General features: G+C 65.9%; 18 protein-coding genes. 9 read left to right on the top strand and 9 right to left on the bottom strand.

Going from position 1 to position 18,142, the window contains the following annotated elements:
- On the top strand, positions 1-2,064 hold a 2,064-nt coding region (locus AC6A67_RS12620), incomplete at its 5' end, for an autotransporter outer membrane beta-barrel domain-containing protein (RefSeq protein WP_498036903.1).
- A gap of 335 nt (positions 2,065-2,399) precedes the next feature.
- Here the strand turns inward: AC6A67_RS12620 and arsK are convergent.
- The gene (gene arsK / locus AC6A67_RS12625) at positions 2,400-3,608 is read right to left on the bottom strand and encodes an arsenite efflux MFS transporter ArsK (protein ID WP_498036904.1); all 1,209 of its coding nucleotides are present in this window, start codon (positions 3,606-3,608) and stop codon (positions 2,400-2,402) included.
- Positions 3,609-3,929: 321 nt separating this feature from the next.
- On the opposite strand from arsK, the gene AC6A67_RS12630 reads away from it, so the two are divergent.
- Together AC6A67_RS12630 and AC6A67_RS12635 are read left to right on the top strand one after the other, a co-directional pair.
- Positions 3,930-4,139 (top strand): cold-shock protein, encoded by a 210-nt coding sequence (locus AC6A67_RS12630; protein WP_498036905.1) that lies wholly within the window; start codon positions 3,930-3,932, stop codon positions 4,137-4,139.
- Between the two features lie 694 nt (positions 4,140-4,833).
- Entirely contained in the window at positions 4,834-5,043 is a 210-nt protein-coding gene (locus AC6A67_RS12635; RefSeq protein WP_498036906.1) for a cold-shock protein, read from the top strand.
- Between the two features lie 360 nt (positions 5,044-5,403).
- Here the strand turns inward: AC6A67_RS12635 and AC6A67_RS12640 are convergent, their stop codons facing one another.
- Positions 5,404-5,799, bottom strand: a complete 396-nt coding sequence (locus tag AC6A67_RS12640; RefSeq protein ID WP_498036907.1) for a DoxX family protein — start codon at positions 5,797-5,799, stop codon at positions 5,404-5,406.
- A 202-nt stretch (positions 5,800-6,001) separates the two neighbouring features.
- Positions 6,002-7,633, bottom strand: coding sequence for a serine hydrolase (locus tag AC6A67_RS12645; protein WP_498036908.1), 1,632 nt, complete (start codon positions 7,631-7,633; stop codon positions 6,002-6,004).
- A gap of 324 nt (positions 7,634-7,957) precedes the next feature.
- On the opposite strand from AC6A67_RS12645, the gene AC6A67_RS12650 reads away from it, so the two are divergent.
- From AC6A67_RS12650 to AC6A67_RS12660, 3 genes are all read left to right on the top strand, one after another.
- Complete coding sequence (locus AC6A67_RS12650; RefSeq protein WP_498036909.1) at positions 7,958-8,638, top strand: L,D-transpeptidase; 681 nt, start codon at positions 7,958-7,960, stop codon at positions 8,636-8,638.
- Positions 8,639-9,000: 362 nt separating this feature from the next.
- A complete protein-coding gene (locus tag AC6A67_RS12655) occupies positions 9,001-9,789 on the top strand; it encodes an SDR family NAD(P)-dependent oxidoreductase (RefSeq protein ID WP_498036910.1) in 789 nt (262 codons plus the stop codon).
- A gap of 151 nt (positions 9,790-9,940) precedes the next feature.
- On the top strand, positions 9,941-10,780 hold the full coding sequence (locus tag AC6A67_RS12660) for an enoyl-CoA hydratase-related protein (protein WP_498036911.1): 840 nt from the start codon (positions 9,941-9,943) through the stop codon (positions 10,778-10,780).
- A gap of 242 nt (positions 10,781-11,022) precedes the next feature.
- Here the strand turns inward: AC6A67_RS12660 and AC6A67_RS12665 are convergent, their stop codons facing one another.
- From AC6A67_RS12665 to coxB, 4 genes are all read right to left on the bottom strand, one after another.
- Positions 11,023-11,346: a hypothetical protein gene (locus AC6A67_RS12665; protein WP_498036912.1), complete on the bottom strand. Its 324-nt coding sequence runs from the start codon at positions 11,344-11,346 to the stop codon at positions 11,023-11,025.
- 98 nt (positions 11,347-11,444) lie between these two features.
- Positions 11,445-11,765 (bottom strand): hypothetical protein, encoded by a 321-nt coding sequence (locus AC6A67_RS12670; RefSeq protein WP_498036913.1) that lies wholly within the window; start codon positions 11,763-11,765, stop codon positions 11,445-11,447.
- Positions 11,762-14,296, bottom strand: a complete 2,535-nt coding sequence (gene ctaD, locus AC6A67_RS12675) for a cytochrome c oxidase subunit I (protein WP_498036914.1) — start codon at positions 14,294-14,296, stop codon at positions 11,762-11,764. The genes AC6A67_RS12670 and ctaD overlap by 4 nt, the downstream gene beginning before the upstream one ends.
- Positions 14,293-15,012: a cytochrome c oxidase subunit II gene (gene coxB, locus AC6A67_RS12680; protein WP_498036915.1), complete on the bottom strand. Its 720-nt coding sequence runs from the start codon at positions 15,010-15,012 to the stop codon at positions 14,293-14,295. The genes ctaD and coxB overlap by 4 nt, the downstream gene beginning before the upstream one ends.
- Before the next feature lie 60 nt (positions 15,013-15,072).
- Here coxB and AC6A67_RS12685 point away from each other — a divergent pair, with 60 nt between their 5' ends.
- Positions 15,073-15,573 carry a DUF2231 domain-containing protein gene (locus tag AC6A67_RS12685; RefSeq protein WP_498036916.1) on the top strand — a complete coding sequence of 167 codons (501 nt, stop codon included), beginning with the start codon at positions 15,073-15,075 and terminating at the stop codon, positions 15,571-15,573.
- Here the strand turns inward: AC6A67_RS12685 and AC6A67_RS12690 are convergent.
- Positions 15,554-16,057: a CopD family protein gene (locus AC6A67_RS12690; RefSeq protein WP_498036917.1), complete on the bottom strand. Its 504-nt coding sequence runs from the start codon at positions 16,055-16,057 to the stop codon at positions 15,554-15,556. The genes AC6A67_RS12685 and AC6A67_RS12690 overlap by 20 nt on opposite strands.
- Entirely contained in the window at positions 16,057-16,788 is a 732-nt protein-coding gene (locus tag AC6A67_RS12695) for a cytochrome c oxidase assembly protein (RefSeq protein ID WP_498036918.1), read from the bottom strand. The genes AC6A67_RS12690 and AC6A67_RS12695 overlap by 1 nt, the downstream gene beginning before the upstream one ends.
- A gap of 222 nt (positions 16,789-17,010) precedes the next feature.
- On the opposite strand from AC6A67_RS12695, the gene AC6A67_RS12700 reads away from it, so the two are divergent.
- On the top strand, positions 17,011-17,301 hold the full coding sequence (locus tag AC6A67_RS12700) for a hypothetical protein (protein ID WP_498036919.1): 291 nt from the start codon (positions 17,011-17,013) through the stop codon (positions 17,299-17,301).
- A gap of 503 nt (positions 17,302-17,804) precedes the next feature.
- Positions 17,805-18,107: a PRC-barrel domain-containing protein gene (locus AC6A67_RS12705; RefSeq protein ID WP_498036920.1), complete on the top strand. Its 303-nt coding sequence runs from the start codon at positions 17,805-17,807 to the stop codon at positions 18,105-18,107.
- Positions 18,108-18,142: the final 35 nt, after the last annotated feature.

The following is an 18,142-nucleotide window of genomic DNA, read 5'->3' on the forward strand; positions in this document are numbered from 1 at the left end:
GGCAATCTGTCGGAGGTGCGCAACGAAGGCGCCATCGTCGGCGGTAATGTCGGCGTCATGGCCCTGTCCAGTGGCCCCGGCAACTTCATCAAGATCGAGAGCGACGGGCTGATCTATGGCGGCGGCGCCGGCGTCATCGCCAGCACCAGTGACGGCGGGTTGAGCCTGACCACGGGCAGCGCCAGCGCGGTGCTGGGCGCCACGGGCCCGGGTATCATCGCCAGCGCCGGCGACACCGCCAGCCTCAGCATCGGCGGCATGGTGCGTGGCGCTGGCGACGATCTGGCGCCGGTCATGCACGTGGCCAGCGGCGCAGGGGCGAGCATCGCCATCGGCGCCGATGGCTCCGTCGCCTCCCACCGCGCCGGCAGCGATCTCGCCGCCGCTTCGGGCGATCTGGCGATCAATGTGGTCGGCGCAAGCGCCAGCCTCACCAATAACGGCGTGATCATCGGGCGGGTCAACCTGCCAGGCGACAGCGTCTTCGCCAATCAGAGCTCCAACAGCTGGTACGTGACTGGCGACAACAATTTCGGCGGCGGAACCTCGGCGCTGAACAACACCGGACGGATCGTCGCCGCCTTCCAGGGCGCCGTCGCCGAGACCACCCGGTTCCAGCAGCTCACCAGCTTCAGCAATGGCGATCCGGCAGGCCTCGCGGCGGGCCTGATCACCATGCAGGACGAGGCCCCGGGCGCTTCGCTGGCGGCTACGGCGCCGCGTGACGTGCTGCAGACCAGCGGCAATTACGCTGGCGTCGGCAACGCCCGCCTGGCGGTCGACGCCTGGCTCGGCGGCACGGGCTCCACCGCTGACCAATTGGTGGTCGGCGGCGTGGTCAGCGGCGTCACCAGCGTCGTGGTCAGCGACCAGAACACCGGTCCGGGCGCGTACAACCCGCAGGGCGTCACCATCGTGGCGGCCCAGGGCGGCGCGGCCTCAGCCGGGGCAGTTGTGCTCGATCCGTCCAGCGCCAACGCCATTCGCGGCGGTCGGGCCGTCATCGACAAGGGGCTGTTCTTCTACGACGTGGCGCTCAGGTCCGCGCCGGGCGGCGGTCAGGAGTTCGTGCTGGTTGGCGCGCCTGACGCCGAGGCTTACGAGTTGCCGGTTCTGGCCACTGCGGCGCAGAGCATCTGGCACGAGACCACCGGCGTGTGGCTCGACCGCCAGGCAGACCTGCGCAACTGGCTGGCCAACCCCGGCAAGCCAGGTAGCGTCACCCCTGGCGTCTGGGCCAAGGCAATTGGTTCGTGGGAGCACCGCGACGCCAATGCCACCCATGCCCTGCACAATCGCCTGTACAACCACAACACCAGCTACAAGCGCGACACGTTCGGTCTGCTGGGCGGCGTGGACTTCGGCCAGGAGAATGTGGCGCGGTCGGGCGACGCCCTGCTGTTCGGCATGATGGCCGGTTACATCTCGTCGCATGTCGACTTCAAGGCGTCGCCGACCTCCGCCAATTATCGCGGCGGCACGGCTGGCATTTACGCCACCTACCTGAACCAGAACTTCTTCGTTGATGCGCTGGCCAAGGTTGACCTGCTGAACCTCGACTATCGCGCGCCGTCGCTGGCCACCATGCAGGGCGTCAACGCCACCACCCTCGGCTTCCAGCTCGACACGGGTTACCGGTTCAATCTGGCGCCGAACATGTTCATCGAGCCGGTGGCGACGATCTCTTACGCACGCACCACGCTTGACCAGCTGATTGCGCTGCCGGGCGCGCTGGCCAAGTTTGACGCCAATGACAGCCTGCGGGGCGGCATCGGCGCCCGCTTCGGCGGCTCGATGGCGCTGAACGACGCCTATCGTCTCGAGGCCTCGGTCACGGGTCGTCTGTGGAACGAGTTCCGTGGCGTCAATACGGCGCGGATCTTCAGCGCCGGCATTCCGCTCGGGGTTGAGGACAACTTCCGCGGCGCCTTTGGCGAGATCGCCGGCACCCTGAATGTCACAGGCACGGGGGCTGGCCTGTCGGGCTTCGTCACCGTCAGCCACAAGTTCAACGGCGATCTGTCCAGCAGCTCGCTGAAGGGCGGCCTGCGTTACCAGTGGTAAAGCAGACAGGTGTTCCGGGCGGTGCGCCGCCCGGTCAGGCAAACATCAGAACCCCGCGCCGCCTGGCGCGGGGTTTTTCCTTTTGTTTTTTATGGCAGGCCGGGGCTGCGATGGCCGCGTGCAAGTCGGCCAGGCGGATGTCGGCCAGGCAGACGTGGGCCAGGCAGATGTGGGCGGCGGAGTTGGGCCAGATGCACGTAGGCCTGTTTGCATCGGGGCGGTGCGCAAGGGCAGAGGGCCGCTACCTGCAACGGGCAGGAGGCGTCGCTTTGGCTATTGGCGTAGGGCGGTGGCGCAACCGACAGCCAGGCGCCGCGCGTCGCCGCGCGCCTGGATCAGCCAGCGGCGCGGCCCTGGTTGCGCAACTGCGCCAGCCGCAACAGCGCCAGCACCGAGACGGCGCCGGTCAGGCTGGTGAGCAGCAAGGCGATGCCAGGGCCAAGCGCCTGCATCATCCATGCGAAAGCGAAGGGCGCCGTGGCGCCCACGATCAGCCGCACCGACATCAGCCGGCCCTGGATGGCGCCATAGCCCTGGTGGCCGAACAGCTCCAGCGGCAGGGTGCCGCCGACGATGCTGAACAGACCGCTGCCGATGCCAAACACCGCCGCAAAGATGATGGCGCCGTGAAACGATGGCGCGCTCAGCGCCAGGATGACCAGAGCCCCGCCCAAGGCGGCGGCCGAGACCAGCGACAGCCAGACCTGGGCGAGGTTTTTGGCGAACAGGATGTTCAGCAGCCGGCTGATCACCTGGGCCGGGCCGAATGAGGCGCTCACCGCCACCGCCACAGCGCCAAGCCCCAGCGCGCCAAGCATCGGCAACATGTGCATCAGCACGGCGGAGGAAATGAAACTGAGCGAGGCGAGGGCGATGGTCATCAGCACAAAGCCGCGCCGCCTATCCTCAGCCGCCAGGGAGCCGTTACGCGTCAGGCTGGAATCCGCGTGGGACGGCCGCTGCCCGTCCTGCTCATCCGCCACGGGCGGTGGGCGGCGGGCCAGCCAGACATGCAGCGGCAAACACAGCACAAGCTGCATGAGGGCGAACACCAGATAGACCTGGCGCCAGCTGAGAAAGCCATGCAGCCAGCTGGTCAGCGGCCAGAAGATCGTCGAGGCGAAGCCGGCGAACAATGTGAGGTAGACAATGTTGCGCTGCGCCGTCTGTGGCTGCCGCTGCACCAGCAGAGAGAAGGCCGCGCCATATTGCACGAGGGTCGAGGCCAGTTCGATGGCGATGAGGGCGGGAACGAACGTGGCGCCAGAAGGCGCAAAGGCGCAGGCTCCCAGCGCCAAAGCGGCGGCGACCGAGCCCACCGCCATGATCTTGCCTGCGCCCAGCCGGTCCATCCAGCGCCCGACCACCGGCGCGATAAAGCCACTGGCCAGCAGGGCCAGCGACAGGGCGGCGAACACCCATTCCGTGGTCCAGCCCAAATCTCGGGCCATGGCCGGGGCCAGCACGCCAAAGCTGTAATAGAGCGTGCCGTAGCCGACGATCTGGGAGACGCCGAGCGCCGCAACTTCAGGGCTGAGACGCAATGGAGGTCCCCGGAAAAGTGAGCCGGCCGCAAGGGGCTGGCAAGCTTATGGCGTCGCCCAAGGCTACGGCCACATGGCCGCCACGTCGCGGCTCTATAGCAGCTGCGGCATGGGTGGCTATGGCTTTAGCACACAGGGGGGCTGCGCCTGACGACGGCGTACACGTAAAAGACACAATTGGGCGTCATGGTGCGCCTATCGAACTTGCTGACGAACTTTGTTACGCGCTCCGGCGCTGCTGCGACTTTCTCTCTCAATTCGATTCATCGCGCCTGCCCTGGTGGGCGTGTGTTCTCCATGTCGCTTTGAAAGGAAGTCGCCATGAATATCGGTACCGTAAAGTTCTTCAACACCACCAAGGGCTTCGGCTTCATTACCCCGGACAACGGCGGCGCTGACGTGTTCGTGCACATCTCGGCCGTTGAGCGCTCGGGCATGAGCACCCTGAACGAAGGCCAGAAGGTCGAGTTCGAGGAAGTGCTCGACAAGCGCAAGGGCAAGTCGGCTGCAGAGAACCTGCGCGCCGTCTGAGGACGCCTTGAGGCGCTCGCTGCATAGCGAGCCAGAATTGGGCAGCGGCGGGCCGTCACATCGGTTCGCCGTCGCCACTTGCGCAAGACGTTCCACTTTTAAGTCTGGCGCTTGTGCTTCAGTCTGCGTCCCCGGTAGCCATGCCTTGAGCAGCAAGGTCGCTTGTGCGCCGTTGCCCTGCATGGAATGCCGTGCTTCGAAGACGGTGGGTTGACCCCTCTCGCAGCACAGGCGCGCTGTCATTCTCATATAAATCGATGGCGTTTTTCCCCGTGGCACAGGCGGGGCATAAGGGGCGTGGCCGCTACGCCGACGACCGGTGACGTGTCGACACGCTTCACGGCGCTATCACGTCGCGACCGTCACGCGGCCTTCACATGCCTGGCCTATCGAGATCGTCATACCAGAACCCGATGAGCGTGACTCATCGGGTTCTGGCTAAGCCCGTGCGGCGCCTGAGCATTGCAGGATGCGGATGCGTCAGCATCTTCGCATCCTGCAATCAGAGGCGGAACCCGGTTCCCACAGGCGCTTTCGACGCTGGCGGAGACGGGAGCAGCTTCGGCAGCGCGGCCTTGCGGAACAATCTCCGCCGCGCCGCGTTATCACACTGGCGTAGTCACGCCGATGGGCCATCTTGCCCACGGCATGCTGCGCGCAAACAATAAACCAATACAAAGCAAAGGGAGTTTTCTTGCTTACTGGTGTTATTCAGTTTTACAGCCCGCTGAAGGGCTGTGGTTATATTCAGCCAGATGATGGTTCAGCGCCGGTGTTCATGAGCTCGGCCGATATTGTCAAAGCCGGTCTTGCCTCGGTCTACGTCGGCAAGCGCGTGAGCTTCGCCGTCGCCGCCGAAAAGGCCGATGGCAAACATAAGCTGACACACGAAAGGCGCGTCTGACGCGCCTCACGCCTTAACGCTGCATCCCTGGCTGGGTTGTCGCAACCATGTAGGGCTCCCCGGGCGTTGATCGCCCCGCAGAGCCTCCCGCAAGCCGCCTCAGGGCGGCTTTTTGCTGTCCTGGGGGCGCCGCGGGCGACCTTGCGCTTCCGCCAGCCATGAGCCGGCCCTGCGCGGACCTCAGCCCACGCGCTGGACAAGGTCGCGAACATGCTGACGCATATGCGACCTGCCATGCTCATACCCGAAACCGATGAGCCTCACTGATCGGGTTCAGGTTAAGCCCGTGCGGCGCCTGAGCAAGTCAGGATGCGGCAGCGTCGTCGCATGCTGGTGTCAAGCGTCATTCGCATTCCGGAATTAGCGCCCGCCGCGACCGATGAGAGCGTCCAGCGAGATGGGCCCGGGGCCTGCCGCCGCCAGATACAGGAAGGTGAAGCAGTACAGCGCCGCAAGTTCGCCGCCGTTGAGCAGGGGAAAGAAGCTCTTGCCGGCGTGGGCGATAAAATAGGCCGAGGCGCACAGGCCGCTGAGCAGGAAGGCTGCAATCCGCGACTGCAACCCAATGACCAGCAGCGCCCCGCACACCAGTTCAAACAGCCCGGCGACGCCGCTCAACGAGGCGATCGACGTTGCGTTCATCGGTCCGACCGGGAAGCCGAGAATTTTCGCCGTGCCATGTTGCAGCACCAGCAGGCCCGCCATGATGCGCAGCAGGGACAATAAATAGGGCGTCGCCCTGGCCAGAGCACTCATGCTGTTTCCCCCAGTCCGATGCGCCGCCTGAGCGTTTCAGGATGGGGATGCGTCAGCATCTTCGCATCCTGGCGTCAGGCAGCGCCGCGTCATCACCGCGTCCGTTGCAGGCGGCTGTCAGCGCCGCCCAGATCCCATTCCATCTGGCCGGAGCGACAATTGCAATGTCATGGACGAAAGTCGCCGTGCGCCGCAGCGCGCCTCACTCGCGGCGCCAGCGCCCGAGGCCGCCACGGTCGAGGTAATTGATGGTGAAGCCGTTGGCGCGCGGCGACGCCGCATCGCCGCCGACTGCCTGCGCCATGGTGAAGGTCACCGACGTCAGCGAACCGCGCGGTTCGTTCTCTCCGTGCGGCGGCGTCATGGCGAAGGTGTCGCCATTCCAGTGGTCTAGCGCCGCGGTTCTGCCGGCTGGGCCGATGCGCAGCTGCAGCGCGCCGTCCTTGAGGCTTATCTCCACCGGGCCGTAATAGTCGTTGGTCCAGGCGCCGGTATAGGCGGCCAGCGGGCGCGCCGGGGCGGGATTGGCCGGGCGGCTTTTGCCGCTCAGATCGCCAGCTGGCGCAAACAGCGGTTGCATCACATGATGGTAACCGGCGTACCAGTCGCGGGTCACCACGCCATATTGGGCAATGTCGGTCAGGCTGGTGACAATGGCTTCTGCGGCGCCAACTGGCGCGCCATTGGTCAGCACCGCCACCCCCAATTTCGCCGAGGGGATGATGACAAAGCTGGTTCCCGCCCCCATCAGGAAGGCGCCGGAATGGCTGAAGCTGGTGCGGCCATTGGCCTGCACGTCGACGTTGAAGCCATAGCCGTAATAGCCGCCGCGATCATCGGGCGTAGCCGGCGGCCGGCTGACGATGTGCGCGGCGAAGGCTGGCGTGAGGTCGTGTTCGCCATACAGGCGCTTGCCGTCATGCACGCCATTGGCCAGCAGCAGCTTGAGCCATTCGCCAATGTCGCGCGCCGACGACGAGACGCCGCCTGCCGGCGCCTGCGGGTCCGGGTCGCGATCATACAGCGGCCTGAAGGCGCCATCCTCCAGCGCGTGCAAATGGGCGCGATTGGGCCGCGCCAGAAAGACGGCGTGGCTGGCGCTGGTGCTGCTCATGCCCAATGGGCCAAACAGCGCCTGTTTGGTCAGCTCCTCCCAAGAGGTTCCCGCCGCTGCAGCGATCGCCTCGGCGCCGGTGGTGATGCCAAAATTGGCGTAATTATAGGAGGCGCGGAAGGGGTCGAGCGGCCACAGCCGGAGCCTCTCCAGAATCTGCCGCCGGTCGAAACCCAGATCCTCCAGATCATCGCCCGCTGCAAAGGGCAGGCCGCTGCGATGGGCGAACATGTCGGCGATGGCGACATGCTGGCTGACCCAGGGATCGCCCAGGGCGAACCACGGCAGATGCCGATGCACCGGGTCATCCCAGCTCGCCTTGCCGCTGGCGATGACGGTCGCGGCGATGGTGGCCGAGATCGGCTTGGACATTGAGGCGATCTGAAACACGGTGTCCGGCGTCACTTTGTCGGGCGCGCCCAGCTTGCGCAGGCCAGCGCCGTCGAGGAACACCGTCTTGCCGTCATGCACGATCACCACAGCCGCCCCGGGGATCTTGCTGCGGGCCATAATGTCGCTGATCACCTGAGGCGCTGCGGCGATGGCTTTGGCGACGCCATCCTTGTGCAAGGCGATAACATCAGCGCCAGGCGCGGCGTTGACCAACACCTGCGGGGTTTGCGCGGCGACAGTCAGCGGCGCCAGAAGCGCCGCCGCGACGGCGAGCGCGGCTTGCGCTGCGGTGATGGCAAGCCTGCTCTTTCGCCATGGACCCGGCATGGTCGTTCCCCCAAAAAAACCTAGCGTCTGCTGATACGCGGCGCTATTGCGCCGCTAACGTCCAGTCTGTGCTTGTATAGTCCTGTTTTAGGGCGCGTGGATACTGGCGGCTTGGACAAAGCTACAGCGCCTCCATGGCCCGGCGTAGCCAGAATCAGCCCGCGCGTGCATTTCACGCAAATAATCCCGTGATTCGCCCGCGTAAAACAGCGAGCCCGCTTCAGGTTGAACGCAGGGTTTGCCAAATGCAGCGCGGCGCCGCACTCTTCGCCTCGCGGCGCATTTACTGGCCGTTATGTCGAGGCAATACAGGATCGCCGCAAGATGAAGACGGATAGCCAGGCGGACATGGCGCTGGGGGCGACGCGCCTCAGCCGCCGCTCGTTTTTGATCGGCTCGGCCATGGGTGTGGGCGCATTGGGCCTCGCCGGCTGCCAGACCACGGACGGCATGAGCCGCGCCGAAGCTCAAAAGCTGTATGGCCCGGTTCCCAATGAGAAATTCCCGATCCCGGCGGCCGATATCAGCAAGGTTGATCCAAAATATTACCGGCGCACCGTGCGTTATGAGACAAAGGAAGCGCCGGGCACGATTATCGTCGATCCTAGGAATTATTATGTCTATCGCATCGAAGGCGATGGCATGGCCACCCGCTATGGCGCCAATGTCGGCCGTGACGGCTTCCGCTGGAGCGGCGACGCTTATGTCGGCCGCAAGGGCGAGTGGGCGGTGTGGACGCCGCCAAGGGAAATGATCAAGCGCCAGCCCGAGGCCGCCAAATGGGCGCGCGGCATGCCGGGCGGGCTCGACAACCCGCTCGGCGCCCGCACGCTGTATCTCTACCAGAACGGCCGCTACACCCTGTACACCATCTATGCCAGCAGTGACCCGGAATCGATCGGCTCTGGCGTCACCAGCGGCTGCGTCGGCCTGCTGAGCCAGGACATGATCCATCTGTTCGACCGCACCCCGGTCAAGACCAAGGTTGTCGTGCTCCCGGCCTGATATGGGCCGGCGCCCGGACGGGGCGGCCCACCACCATCCCGCTCCGGGTTTATACAAGGATGCGAAGATGCTGACGCATCCGCATCCTGAAATGCTCAGGCGTCGCACGGGCTTAGCCAGAACCCGATAAGTCGCGCTCATCGGTTCCTGGTATCAGCCGCCGTTCACGGGCATGCCGTGTGCGGCGGTTTTTCGTTTGCGGGCGCCGGAAGCCGACAGGCCCGGGGCTTCCCTTTCGCCACGCATGCAAAGCCGCGCCTTTACGCTGGCGTTTCGGAAAACTACTCTGGGAAAAATGTCCGCGATCCAGAAGCCACGCCGCAGTGGCCAGCCGCGCGACAATGCACAAGGGATGAAACGCAATGACACAAAACACAATGATTGCGCCGCAGGCGACCGACGCCAATCTCGCCCAGCGCCTGTTCGATCTGACCGGAAAACGTATTCTCGTCACAGGCGGGTCGCGGGGGCTGGGCCTGCAGATGGTGCGCGCCTTCGCTGCCTGCGGGGCTGACGTCGCCATCGCCAGCCGCAAGCTGGATGCGTGCGAGGCCGCGGCGGCGGAGGTCAGGAAGGCTGGGCGCCGGGCGCTGGCCATTTCAGCCAACGCCAGCCATTGGGACGATATGGAGCGTCTGGCGGACGAGGTTTACGCTGGTTTCGGCGGCCTTGACGTGCTGGTCAATAACGCTGGCATGTCGCCTGCCGTGCCCAGCGACCAGATCACCGAAGCCCTGTTCGACAAGATCCTCGGCCTGAACTTCAAAGGGCCGTTCCGGCTGGCGTCGCTGGTGGCCAAGCGGATGTATGATGGCGACGGCGGCGTCATCATCAATACCTCGTCTTCCGGCGCGCTTGTGCCGCTGCCGACAGTGGTCCCTTATTCAGCCGCGAAAGCCGCGCTCAACGCCATGTCCGTATCGCTGGCACGCGAATATGGTCCGAAGGTCCGCGTCAACTCATTGTCCGCCGGCCCCTTCCTGACCGACATCGCCGACGCCTGGGACCCTGCCGCGCGCGAGACCGCCAACAATTCCATGCGTCGCCCGGGACGGCCCGAGGAAATCGTCTCCACCGCCCTGTTCCTCGCCAGCGATGCATCATCCTTCGTCACCGGCTCGGTCGTCCGCTGCGATGGCGGCATGGGCTGACGCCGTCGCCCGATGAGCCTGAGCTGTGGGGCCAAGGGCAATCCCAGCGGGCACTGCGCTGATCAGCTCGCGGATGCGTCAGCATCAATTTGGCCTGGTCCGGCGACCTCCCGCCAGGCCACCCCAACCAGTCCTTTGCCGGAGAACGAGTTTGACTGACGACATTGCCACTGCGCGCCCCACCGTCGGGGTGAGCGTCGAAGGCCGCCTGTGCGTGATCCGTCTGCAAAGACCTGCCGCGCTCAACGCCTTCGACCATGACATGCTGACGGCGCTGCGGCAGGCGGTTGATGCGGCGGTCGCTGACCCGCGTGTGTTTGCGATCGTGATCACGGGCGAGGGCCGGGCGTTCTGCGCCGGGATCGACATTTCCTTGTTGCAACGCGACGCCGAGCGCGGCGGCGCTGGCAAGGACTGGGTGAGCAAGGATGCGGACATCGCGGGGCCAGCGCTGTTCGCATTCCTGCTGCATGTGCCAAAGCCGGTGATCGCTGCCGTCAATGGCATCGCCGCCGGCGGCGGCTTCGTGCTGGCGGCGATGACCGACCTGCGCTTCGTGGCCGAGGACGCCACATTCACCACGATTTTCTCCCGCCGCGGCCTGATCGCCGAGCACGGCATGAGCTGGCTGCTGCCGCGCCAGCTTGGCACCAGCCGTGCGCTCGACCTGCTATGGAGCTCGCGCAAGGTCGACGCGCAGGAAGCGCTTCGCATCGGGCTGGCGGATCGCGTGGCGCCGCAGGGCGAACTGATCCGTGCGATCGCCGGTTATGTCGACGACATGGCGGCCACGGTGTCGCCCGGCGCCATCGCCACCATCAAGCGCCAGGTCTATGCGCACTGGGAACAGGACTTTGTGGCCGCCTCCATCGCGTCCGACCAGTTGATGCAGCAGGCCCTGGCGCATCCTGACGCACGCGAAGGCGCGCTCAGCTTCATCGAACGCCGCCCGGCGCGCTTCCAGCCGCTTGGCGAGACGCGCGACGGGTGAAGACGCGACAGTTTGTTCTGGATGGCTTGCTCCCGGTAATTGCGCCATCAGGAACCGGGCGTTTGCACTGATGATGCCGATTGCAGCATGGATGAGGGATCCTTCCGGACGTTGGAATTCCCGCATGTAAAGACCGCGTCATACCAGGATGCGAAGATGCTGACGCATCCGCATCCTGGATTGCTCAGGCGCCGCACGGGCTTGACCAAAGTGCGATGAGTCGTGCTCACCGCACTTTGGTATCAGCGTCGCGGCGCGCGGCTGGTTTTGCGCGCGCGGCGCCAGCGGTCGAGCAGGTCGAGGCCGCGTTGGACAAGACCCGCCATGGGCCGCTGCAGGAAGGGCATGTCCATGGCCAGCAGCAACAGACCCAGCGGCAGCATCCAGATGCCGAGTACGGGAAGGAACGACAGGCAACCGCCTGCCGTCAGAACCAGACCGGCCGGAATGCGCACCCAGCGGCTGTCGGGGTGGCGCAGCCAGCGCATGATCGCGGCAAGCCGTGGCGGTAGCTCGCCATCCAGTCGCTTGAAAGCCTTTCGTAATTGTTGTTCGCGTGCGTTCATGACAGAGGCCTAACGCGAAATCACGGCGAAAGCCGGGTCGTTGCGTAAGGATCACGCGCCAGCCTGCTGCAGATGGGCCGAGGGGCGCGCCGTGACGTTCACGTGCAGGGCGACAGCGCCAGCACCCAGCCGAAATTGGCGAGAAGCGCCGCCAGCGCCAGCACGGCGAGCCAGAACGATATCGCCTCGACAAAGCCAGCCAACCTGTGGCGCCGCAGCCAGAAGATAAGGCCGATGAGCAGGGCGGCGTGCAGCAGCGCCAGCGCGATCAGCTGCGCCCGTTGCAGGCTGACGCCGCCGGGCAGGGCCGTCTGCTCCCAGCCCGCCGCGCAGCCCACCGACAGCATGGCGTACAGGCTGGTGAAGGCTGAGGCCCAGATGGCAAAGCCAGCCACGGGCAGCAGGGCGCGGGCGCTCATGGCGCGCCTCCCGCCAGCCAGGCCACGCCCATCGCCGTCGCCAGCGCGATGACGCCGGTCACAGCTACATGGTCATGCCAGATTCGGCCCAAGGTGAGATCGGCGCTGCGGCGCGCCGACAGATAGCCGGCAATGTGTCGCCACAGGCCATAGCCGGCGAACAGCAGGCCGATGCAACAACGCACGCCGCCGCCGGCAAACAACGCCAGCAGGCAGGCCTGGCGGGCGTGGGCTGTCGGCTCAGGGACAGCGTGCGCCAGCCAGGCGAACGCCGCCGCGCCGACGAACTGAGCCAGCGCGGCGCCCGCCAGATATGCCGCCGGATCAGTGCTGCGCGCCAGACGCCGCACGGCGATACGGCCCAGCAGCGCGGCGGCGACAAGGGCGGCGGCGGCGATGGCGGCTGGCGTCCAGCCTGGCGACGCAACGACAGGCGGCGGCCAGTTCGGCGCCGTGAGCCACAGGAACAGCACGCCAAACAGAAGCGAGGTGAACAACGTGGCGTCGGCGGCGCAGGTGAGGGCGACCGCCATGCGTGACGGGGGATGCTGGCTTTCAAAATGCGGCGGCGCCTGCGCGCCATTGCCCAGCGGCAATGGGCCGTGGTCACGGCGCGCGCCCATGCCAGCTGTCCACGACAGCAGGCTCGCCACCGTGACCGCCAGCGCCACAAGCGCCAGCGCGTAGAGCTTGAACAGCAGGCACAGCACGAAAGCGCAGGTGGCCAGAGCGCTGAACAGCGGTTTGTAGCTGCGGGCAGGCAGCACCACGACCTGTTCGGCTGCGCCAGTGAGCGGGTGGACGCCCAGCGTCTCCATCCAGCCGTTGCGGGTGAAGCCAAGAAAGCCTGCCCCTGAGGCGAGGTGGGCGGCCATGGCGTCCACGTCAATTCTGTCGGCGCGGTCGGTTATTGTCGGCAGCGAGGCGAAGCCATAGGCGGCGGGCGGGGTCGGCATCGCCCATTCCAGCGTGCGCGCCTGCCATGGATTGCGCCGGAACCGCACGCCGAAGCGCACCTGAACGACGATGTCGATGACGAACAGGGCGAAGCCCAGCGTCATGACGAAGGCGCCGCTGGAGGAGACCAGGTTCAGCCAGTCCCAGCCTGCCGACCCGGGATAGATGGCGACGCGACGCGGCATGCCGAGCAGGCCGGTCAGATGCATGGCGAAGAAGGTGACGTTAAAGCCTGCGAAGATCAGCCAGAATGCCGTCACTGCAAGCCGCTGCTCCGATAGCCGGCCGGTGAAGTGGGGCAGCCAGTAATAGGCGGCCGCCATCATGGGAAAGACAAAGCCGCCCACCAGCACATAGTGCAGATGCGCCACGACAAAATGCGTGTCATGCGCCTGCCAGTTAAACGGGACCATGGCCAGCATGACGCCAGTGAGGCCGCCCAGCACGAAGATGAAGAAGAAGCCGCCGAGATACAGCATCGGCACGCTATGGCGCGGCCGGCCCTGAGCGAGGGTAGCGATCCAGGCGAAAATCTGTACGGCGGTGGGGATGGCCACCAACCCCGAGGCGGCGGAGAAAAACGCGAGTGCCAGATGCGGGATGCCCACGGTGAACATGTGGTGCGCCCACAGGCCAAACGACAGGAAGGCCATGGCGACGATGGCGATGACGATGGCGCGGTAACCCACCAGCTCATGCCGGGCGAAGGTCGGCGCGATCATCGAAATGGCGCCGGCGGCGGGCAGGAAGATGATGTAGACCTCGGGGTGGCCAAACAGCCAGAACAGATGTTGCCACAACAGCGCCGAGCCGCCGCGCGCCGGGTCAAAGAACGGCAGGTCGAAGGCCCGTTCCAGTTCGAGCAGGATCGAGGCGAGGATCAGCGGCGGAAAGCCGAACAGCATCATGAACGCCGTGACCAGCAGATACCAGGCCATGATCGGCATCCGCTCCAGCGACATGCCGGGGGCGCGGACTTTCAGGATGCTGACAATGATCTCGATCGCCGCCGTCACGGCGGAAATCTCGACAAAGGTGACGCCAAGCAGCCAGACGTCCGCGTTGACGCCGGGGGAATAGGCTGCGGACGACAGCGGCGTATACATGAACCAGCCGCTGTCCGGCGCAACGCCTGCGATCAATGCGCCGATCAAGATGGCGCCGCCAAAGCAATAGCACCAGAACCCGTAAGCAGACAGGCGCGGAAACGCCAGATCGCGCGCGCCGAGCAGCTTCGGCAACAAATACATCGCGAAGCCCTCAAACATCGGGATCGCGAACAGAAACATCATCACCGTGCCATGCATGGTGAATAGCTGCGCGTAGACCTCTGGCCCCACAAAGGCTGTGGCTGAGGTGGCGATCTGCACCCGGATCAGCATCGCCAGCAGGCCGCCGACGCCAAAAAACACCAGCGCGGCGAGGATGAAGCGCTGGCCCAGCACCGTGTGGTTGACCGCCGACAGCCGCGCCCAGCCAGACGGCGTCGCCCAAATCTCCGACAATTGCCGGTGCAGGCGCACCGCGCCCGGGTTTGCCGGATGAGGCCGCGTCGACGGCGTGTGATCCGTCATGGCGTAGCCTCCGGCGGGCTGGCGGCGGACAGGGGCATGGTCTGATCCGTGCGGGTCGCGGTCCGCGGCGTTGCAAGGGTCTGCATGCGGGCGTCGAATTCCGCAGGGGGCAGCGCCTCGACCACAAACCCCATCTGCGGGTGGCCTGCGCCGCAATATTCGGCGCAAACGCCGCCATAGACGCCGGGCCGGTCGGCGCGTAGCCGCAATCTGTTGGTCTGGCCGGGGATAGCGTCGATTTTGCCGCCCAGCCGCGGGACCCAGAAACCATGGATGACATCGGCGCTGGTGACGCTGAAGCTGACGTCCCGTCCGGCAGGGATCAGCAGGCGACCGTAAGCGGTCGTCGCCTGCGCCGGATAATGGAATTCCCAGCCCCACTGGCGCGCCGTGACCGCGACGCGCAGGGCGCTGGCGTCGTCGCGTGGCAGCAGCCGCTCCCCGAGCAGCAAGGCCGCTGTCAGCAATCCGCCGAGGATAAAGGAGGGGATGATGAGGCCGCCCCACAGCATCAGCCGCTCCGGCCCAAGCAGGCGCAGCAGGCCAGGCCGCATCAGGCCGAGGATCAGCACGGCGCTGGTCAGGGCGAAGATGACGCCGGCGCCGCCCAGCATGATCCACCACAGGGTGGCCGCGCCGCGCGCCGAAGGCCCTTCCGGATCCAGCGCTGACAGGGGGCCGCTGCATCCCGCTGCCCCCAGAGCGACTGGCGTCATGGCGCACAGACGGAACCATGGCGTCGTGCGGCGGCTTGTTTGCTGAGAAGGAGGCGCGCCATGAGCAGTTTGCGTGAGCGGGACAGACCAACGCCGGAGGAGACGGGCGCCGGGCCTGTCGCTTCGGCGGTGGCGGTGGCCGGCCATCCGCTGCACGCCATGAGCGTGCATTTTCCCATTGCCTTCGTCATCGCCACGCTGGGCTGCGACCTGCTGTTGTGGTGGTCGGGCGATGCGTTCTGGCGGCGCGCCGCGCTGTGGGCGTGCGGGGCGGCCTTTGTCAGCGGCGTAGCGGCAGGGCTGGTGGGCACGGCGGAATTGTTGCTGGTCAGAGGCATTCGCCGGCGCGTCGCCAGCTGGACCCATGGGGTGGCGGCGGTGATGCTCATCGCCATCATCGGCGCCAACTGGCTGCTGCGGCTCGTCGATCCAGCGGCGGTGCTGCCGCAGGGCCTGTTTCTGTCGGCGCTGGCCAGTATGTTCGCGGGCATAGCGGGCTGGCATGGCGGCAAGCTGGTGTTTGATCATGGCATTGGCCTCGTCATTTCCGGGAATGATTGAGGTCATTCATCAAACGATCGGCGAGGCGGCCGAGGCCGCCAGGTTCAAACAGCGTCGTCGGCAACAATGCGGTGGGATCGGGCTTGGCCAGCGCCAGCACGATCACGCCGCAGATCAGGGCTAGGGTGACGCAGCTCACGGCGATGAACCGCCAGGCCGGATAGACGCCGCCGGTTTCGAAATGGCGGACAATGACCAGGCCGGTGACCACATGCGCCGTCACCATGCCGCCGACCAGCGCCAGCTTCAGCGTGAGCCAGGGCGCGTGGGTCTGCCGCAGGAAAATCAGCGCCACGCCCGAGCCAATGCCGAGGAACGCCGCCGGCGAAATCACCACCACATAGATAAACCGCGCCACGGTGTTCATCCGCCGCAGCGCCGCGCCATGGTGACGGGAGCGGGCGCGGTATAGGCCAGGCAGGCACAGCAGGCCGGCCGCCCAGATGGCGACGGCGCTGAAGTGGAGGAGCTTGAGCCAGAGCATCAGGCCAGCGCCCCCCGCACGGCGCCGAGGCCGCGATACAGCTTGACGCCAGCCAGGACCAGATAGGGCAGGGCAGCGGGTGACCACATGATCAGTCCCGCCAGTTGCTGGTCCATCAGCGGCGACAGACCATAGGCGTGGGTGACGCCGAAATGCGGCGCGTAAAGCGGCTCAGGCGCAAAGGTGAGCAAGGCGCCAAGCATGCCCATCTGGACAAAGGTGGCGAAGATGGCCAGCACGCCAGCGCCGACGCCGGTCTCGTCCGCAAGGATGCGGCGCCACAGCAGATAGCCGCTGCCAGCGAGGCTGAGTTGCATCAGCCAATAGGGGGCCGGCCCGACAATGGCCCACTGGTAGATAAGCGGCGCATGCCAGAACCAGATGACGACGCCATGGGCCAGCGCCAGTCCCGCCAGGGGAGCTGCCGGCCGCGTCGCATCGCGCGCCGGAAACGCCAGCGCCAGCAACGGCGCGACGATGGCGACGAGCAGGATGTGGTGAGTGACGCGCGCGGAAAACAGCGCCGTGGTCAGCGCGCATAGCGGCGACATGAACAGCAACAGCAGCAGGGCCAGGGCCCACCCAAGCGCCCGCCTGTCGCCCACCGCCTTGCCGCGCGCCATGAAGGCGATCGCCAGCAGCACGCAGCCGCCAATGGCGAAGCCATCGACAGTCCATGCGGTGAAGAGCTGTTGCGGCGGCGGCGCCGGCGCACAGTACGCGTCGGGCATCAGCAATCTCCTCCAGGGTCAATGTCCGCAAGAGGGAGATGGTTCCGGTCCGGCGACGGGAGAGGGCCTCACGCCACATCATGCCTCGAACGTCAGAGCGCCCGTTAAGATGTGCTGCAATTTGAGAGGCGTTCGTCGCATCAAGACGCTCCAGGTCTTTACCTCGTGGTCTGTTTTATAGAAAAATTGGGCCATTGTTTCGAAAAGCGGCGGAGCGTGCTAATGCCCAAGCACACAGCGGCGTTGTTGATTGCCGAACTACAGAAGCATGCGGCCCCGGATTCTGGCAGCGACCCGAGACGGCTTGAGGCTGGATTGCAGGCGCTTCGATCATTTCGGCAAAGGCGGGAAAAGGTGGAGGCGCTGAGCGACTTCGCCTGGGCAGGAATTCTCATCAGCGCCAAGGATTTGTTGTCTCCGCAACCTGAGGCGAATGCATTCGCCATTCAGGCGCTCGACCGCGCCATTGCGGACTTGCTGAGCCCCGCTGCTGCGCCGGGCGCGACCGATTGACGACAGGGGGCTAGCCGGGCGGAGGCCGGTGCATCAAGGCGTTCGCGCGGGCCCCGCGCCCGTCCGCAGGCTTGAGCAATGTCGTCGCCAATTGTCCACCCGTGGGCGGGCCGTTGTCTCGGGGGCATTGGCTGCAGGGCAAACAAATCACGCCGCAAGCACAACACAGATGGGAACGTCCGCCTGGCTGAGGTGTTGGAGCGCCATCACATGGCATTGCCTGAAAGACGGAGGATATTCTCATGCGGAAAACCTTGATCGCGCTCGCGAGCGCCGCGTTGCTGTCCGGGACGACAGCATCTGTGGCTCAATCAACCGCCCCTGGCACGCCCGCGCCAGGCGCTGCAAAACCCTATCCGGAGGCATCGGGCACGTCGGAGCGCGGCCGGGCGGTGCCTGGCGGTCAGGCCGGGTCAGAGGCCGGCGCCCGCAGCACGACCGGCCCAAACGCCACGCCGCCGGGACGTATGGGCGCAAGTCAGGCCGCGACGGCAGAGACTTTCGTGACGGCGGGTGACGACATGGTTCTGGCCGACAAGCTGGAAGGGGTCGAGATCCGCAACCACAGCGGCGACACGATCGGCGAAATCCAGGACGTCGCCGTCTCCGGCGGAAAGCTCGTGGGCTACATCGTCTCGGTTGGCGGCTTTCTTGGCATCGGCGAGAATTATGTCATCGTCAATCCGGAAGCCGTGACGCTCACATTCGCCGAGGACAGCAAGACGTGGACGGCGAAGATGGACGCCGCCAAGGAGGCGATCACCAACGCGCCAAAGTTTAAATACGAAGGCCGCTGGGCCAATTAGCGCGCACCAGCCGGGCCGCGGCAGGGTGGCGCCAC

The organism is Camelimonas sp. FR25, from assembly GCF_059740505.1.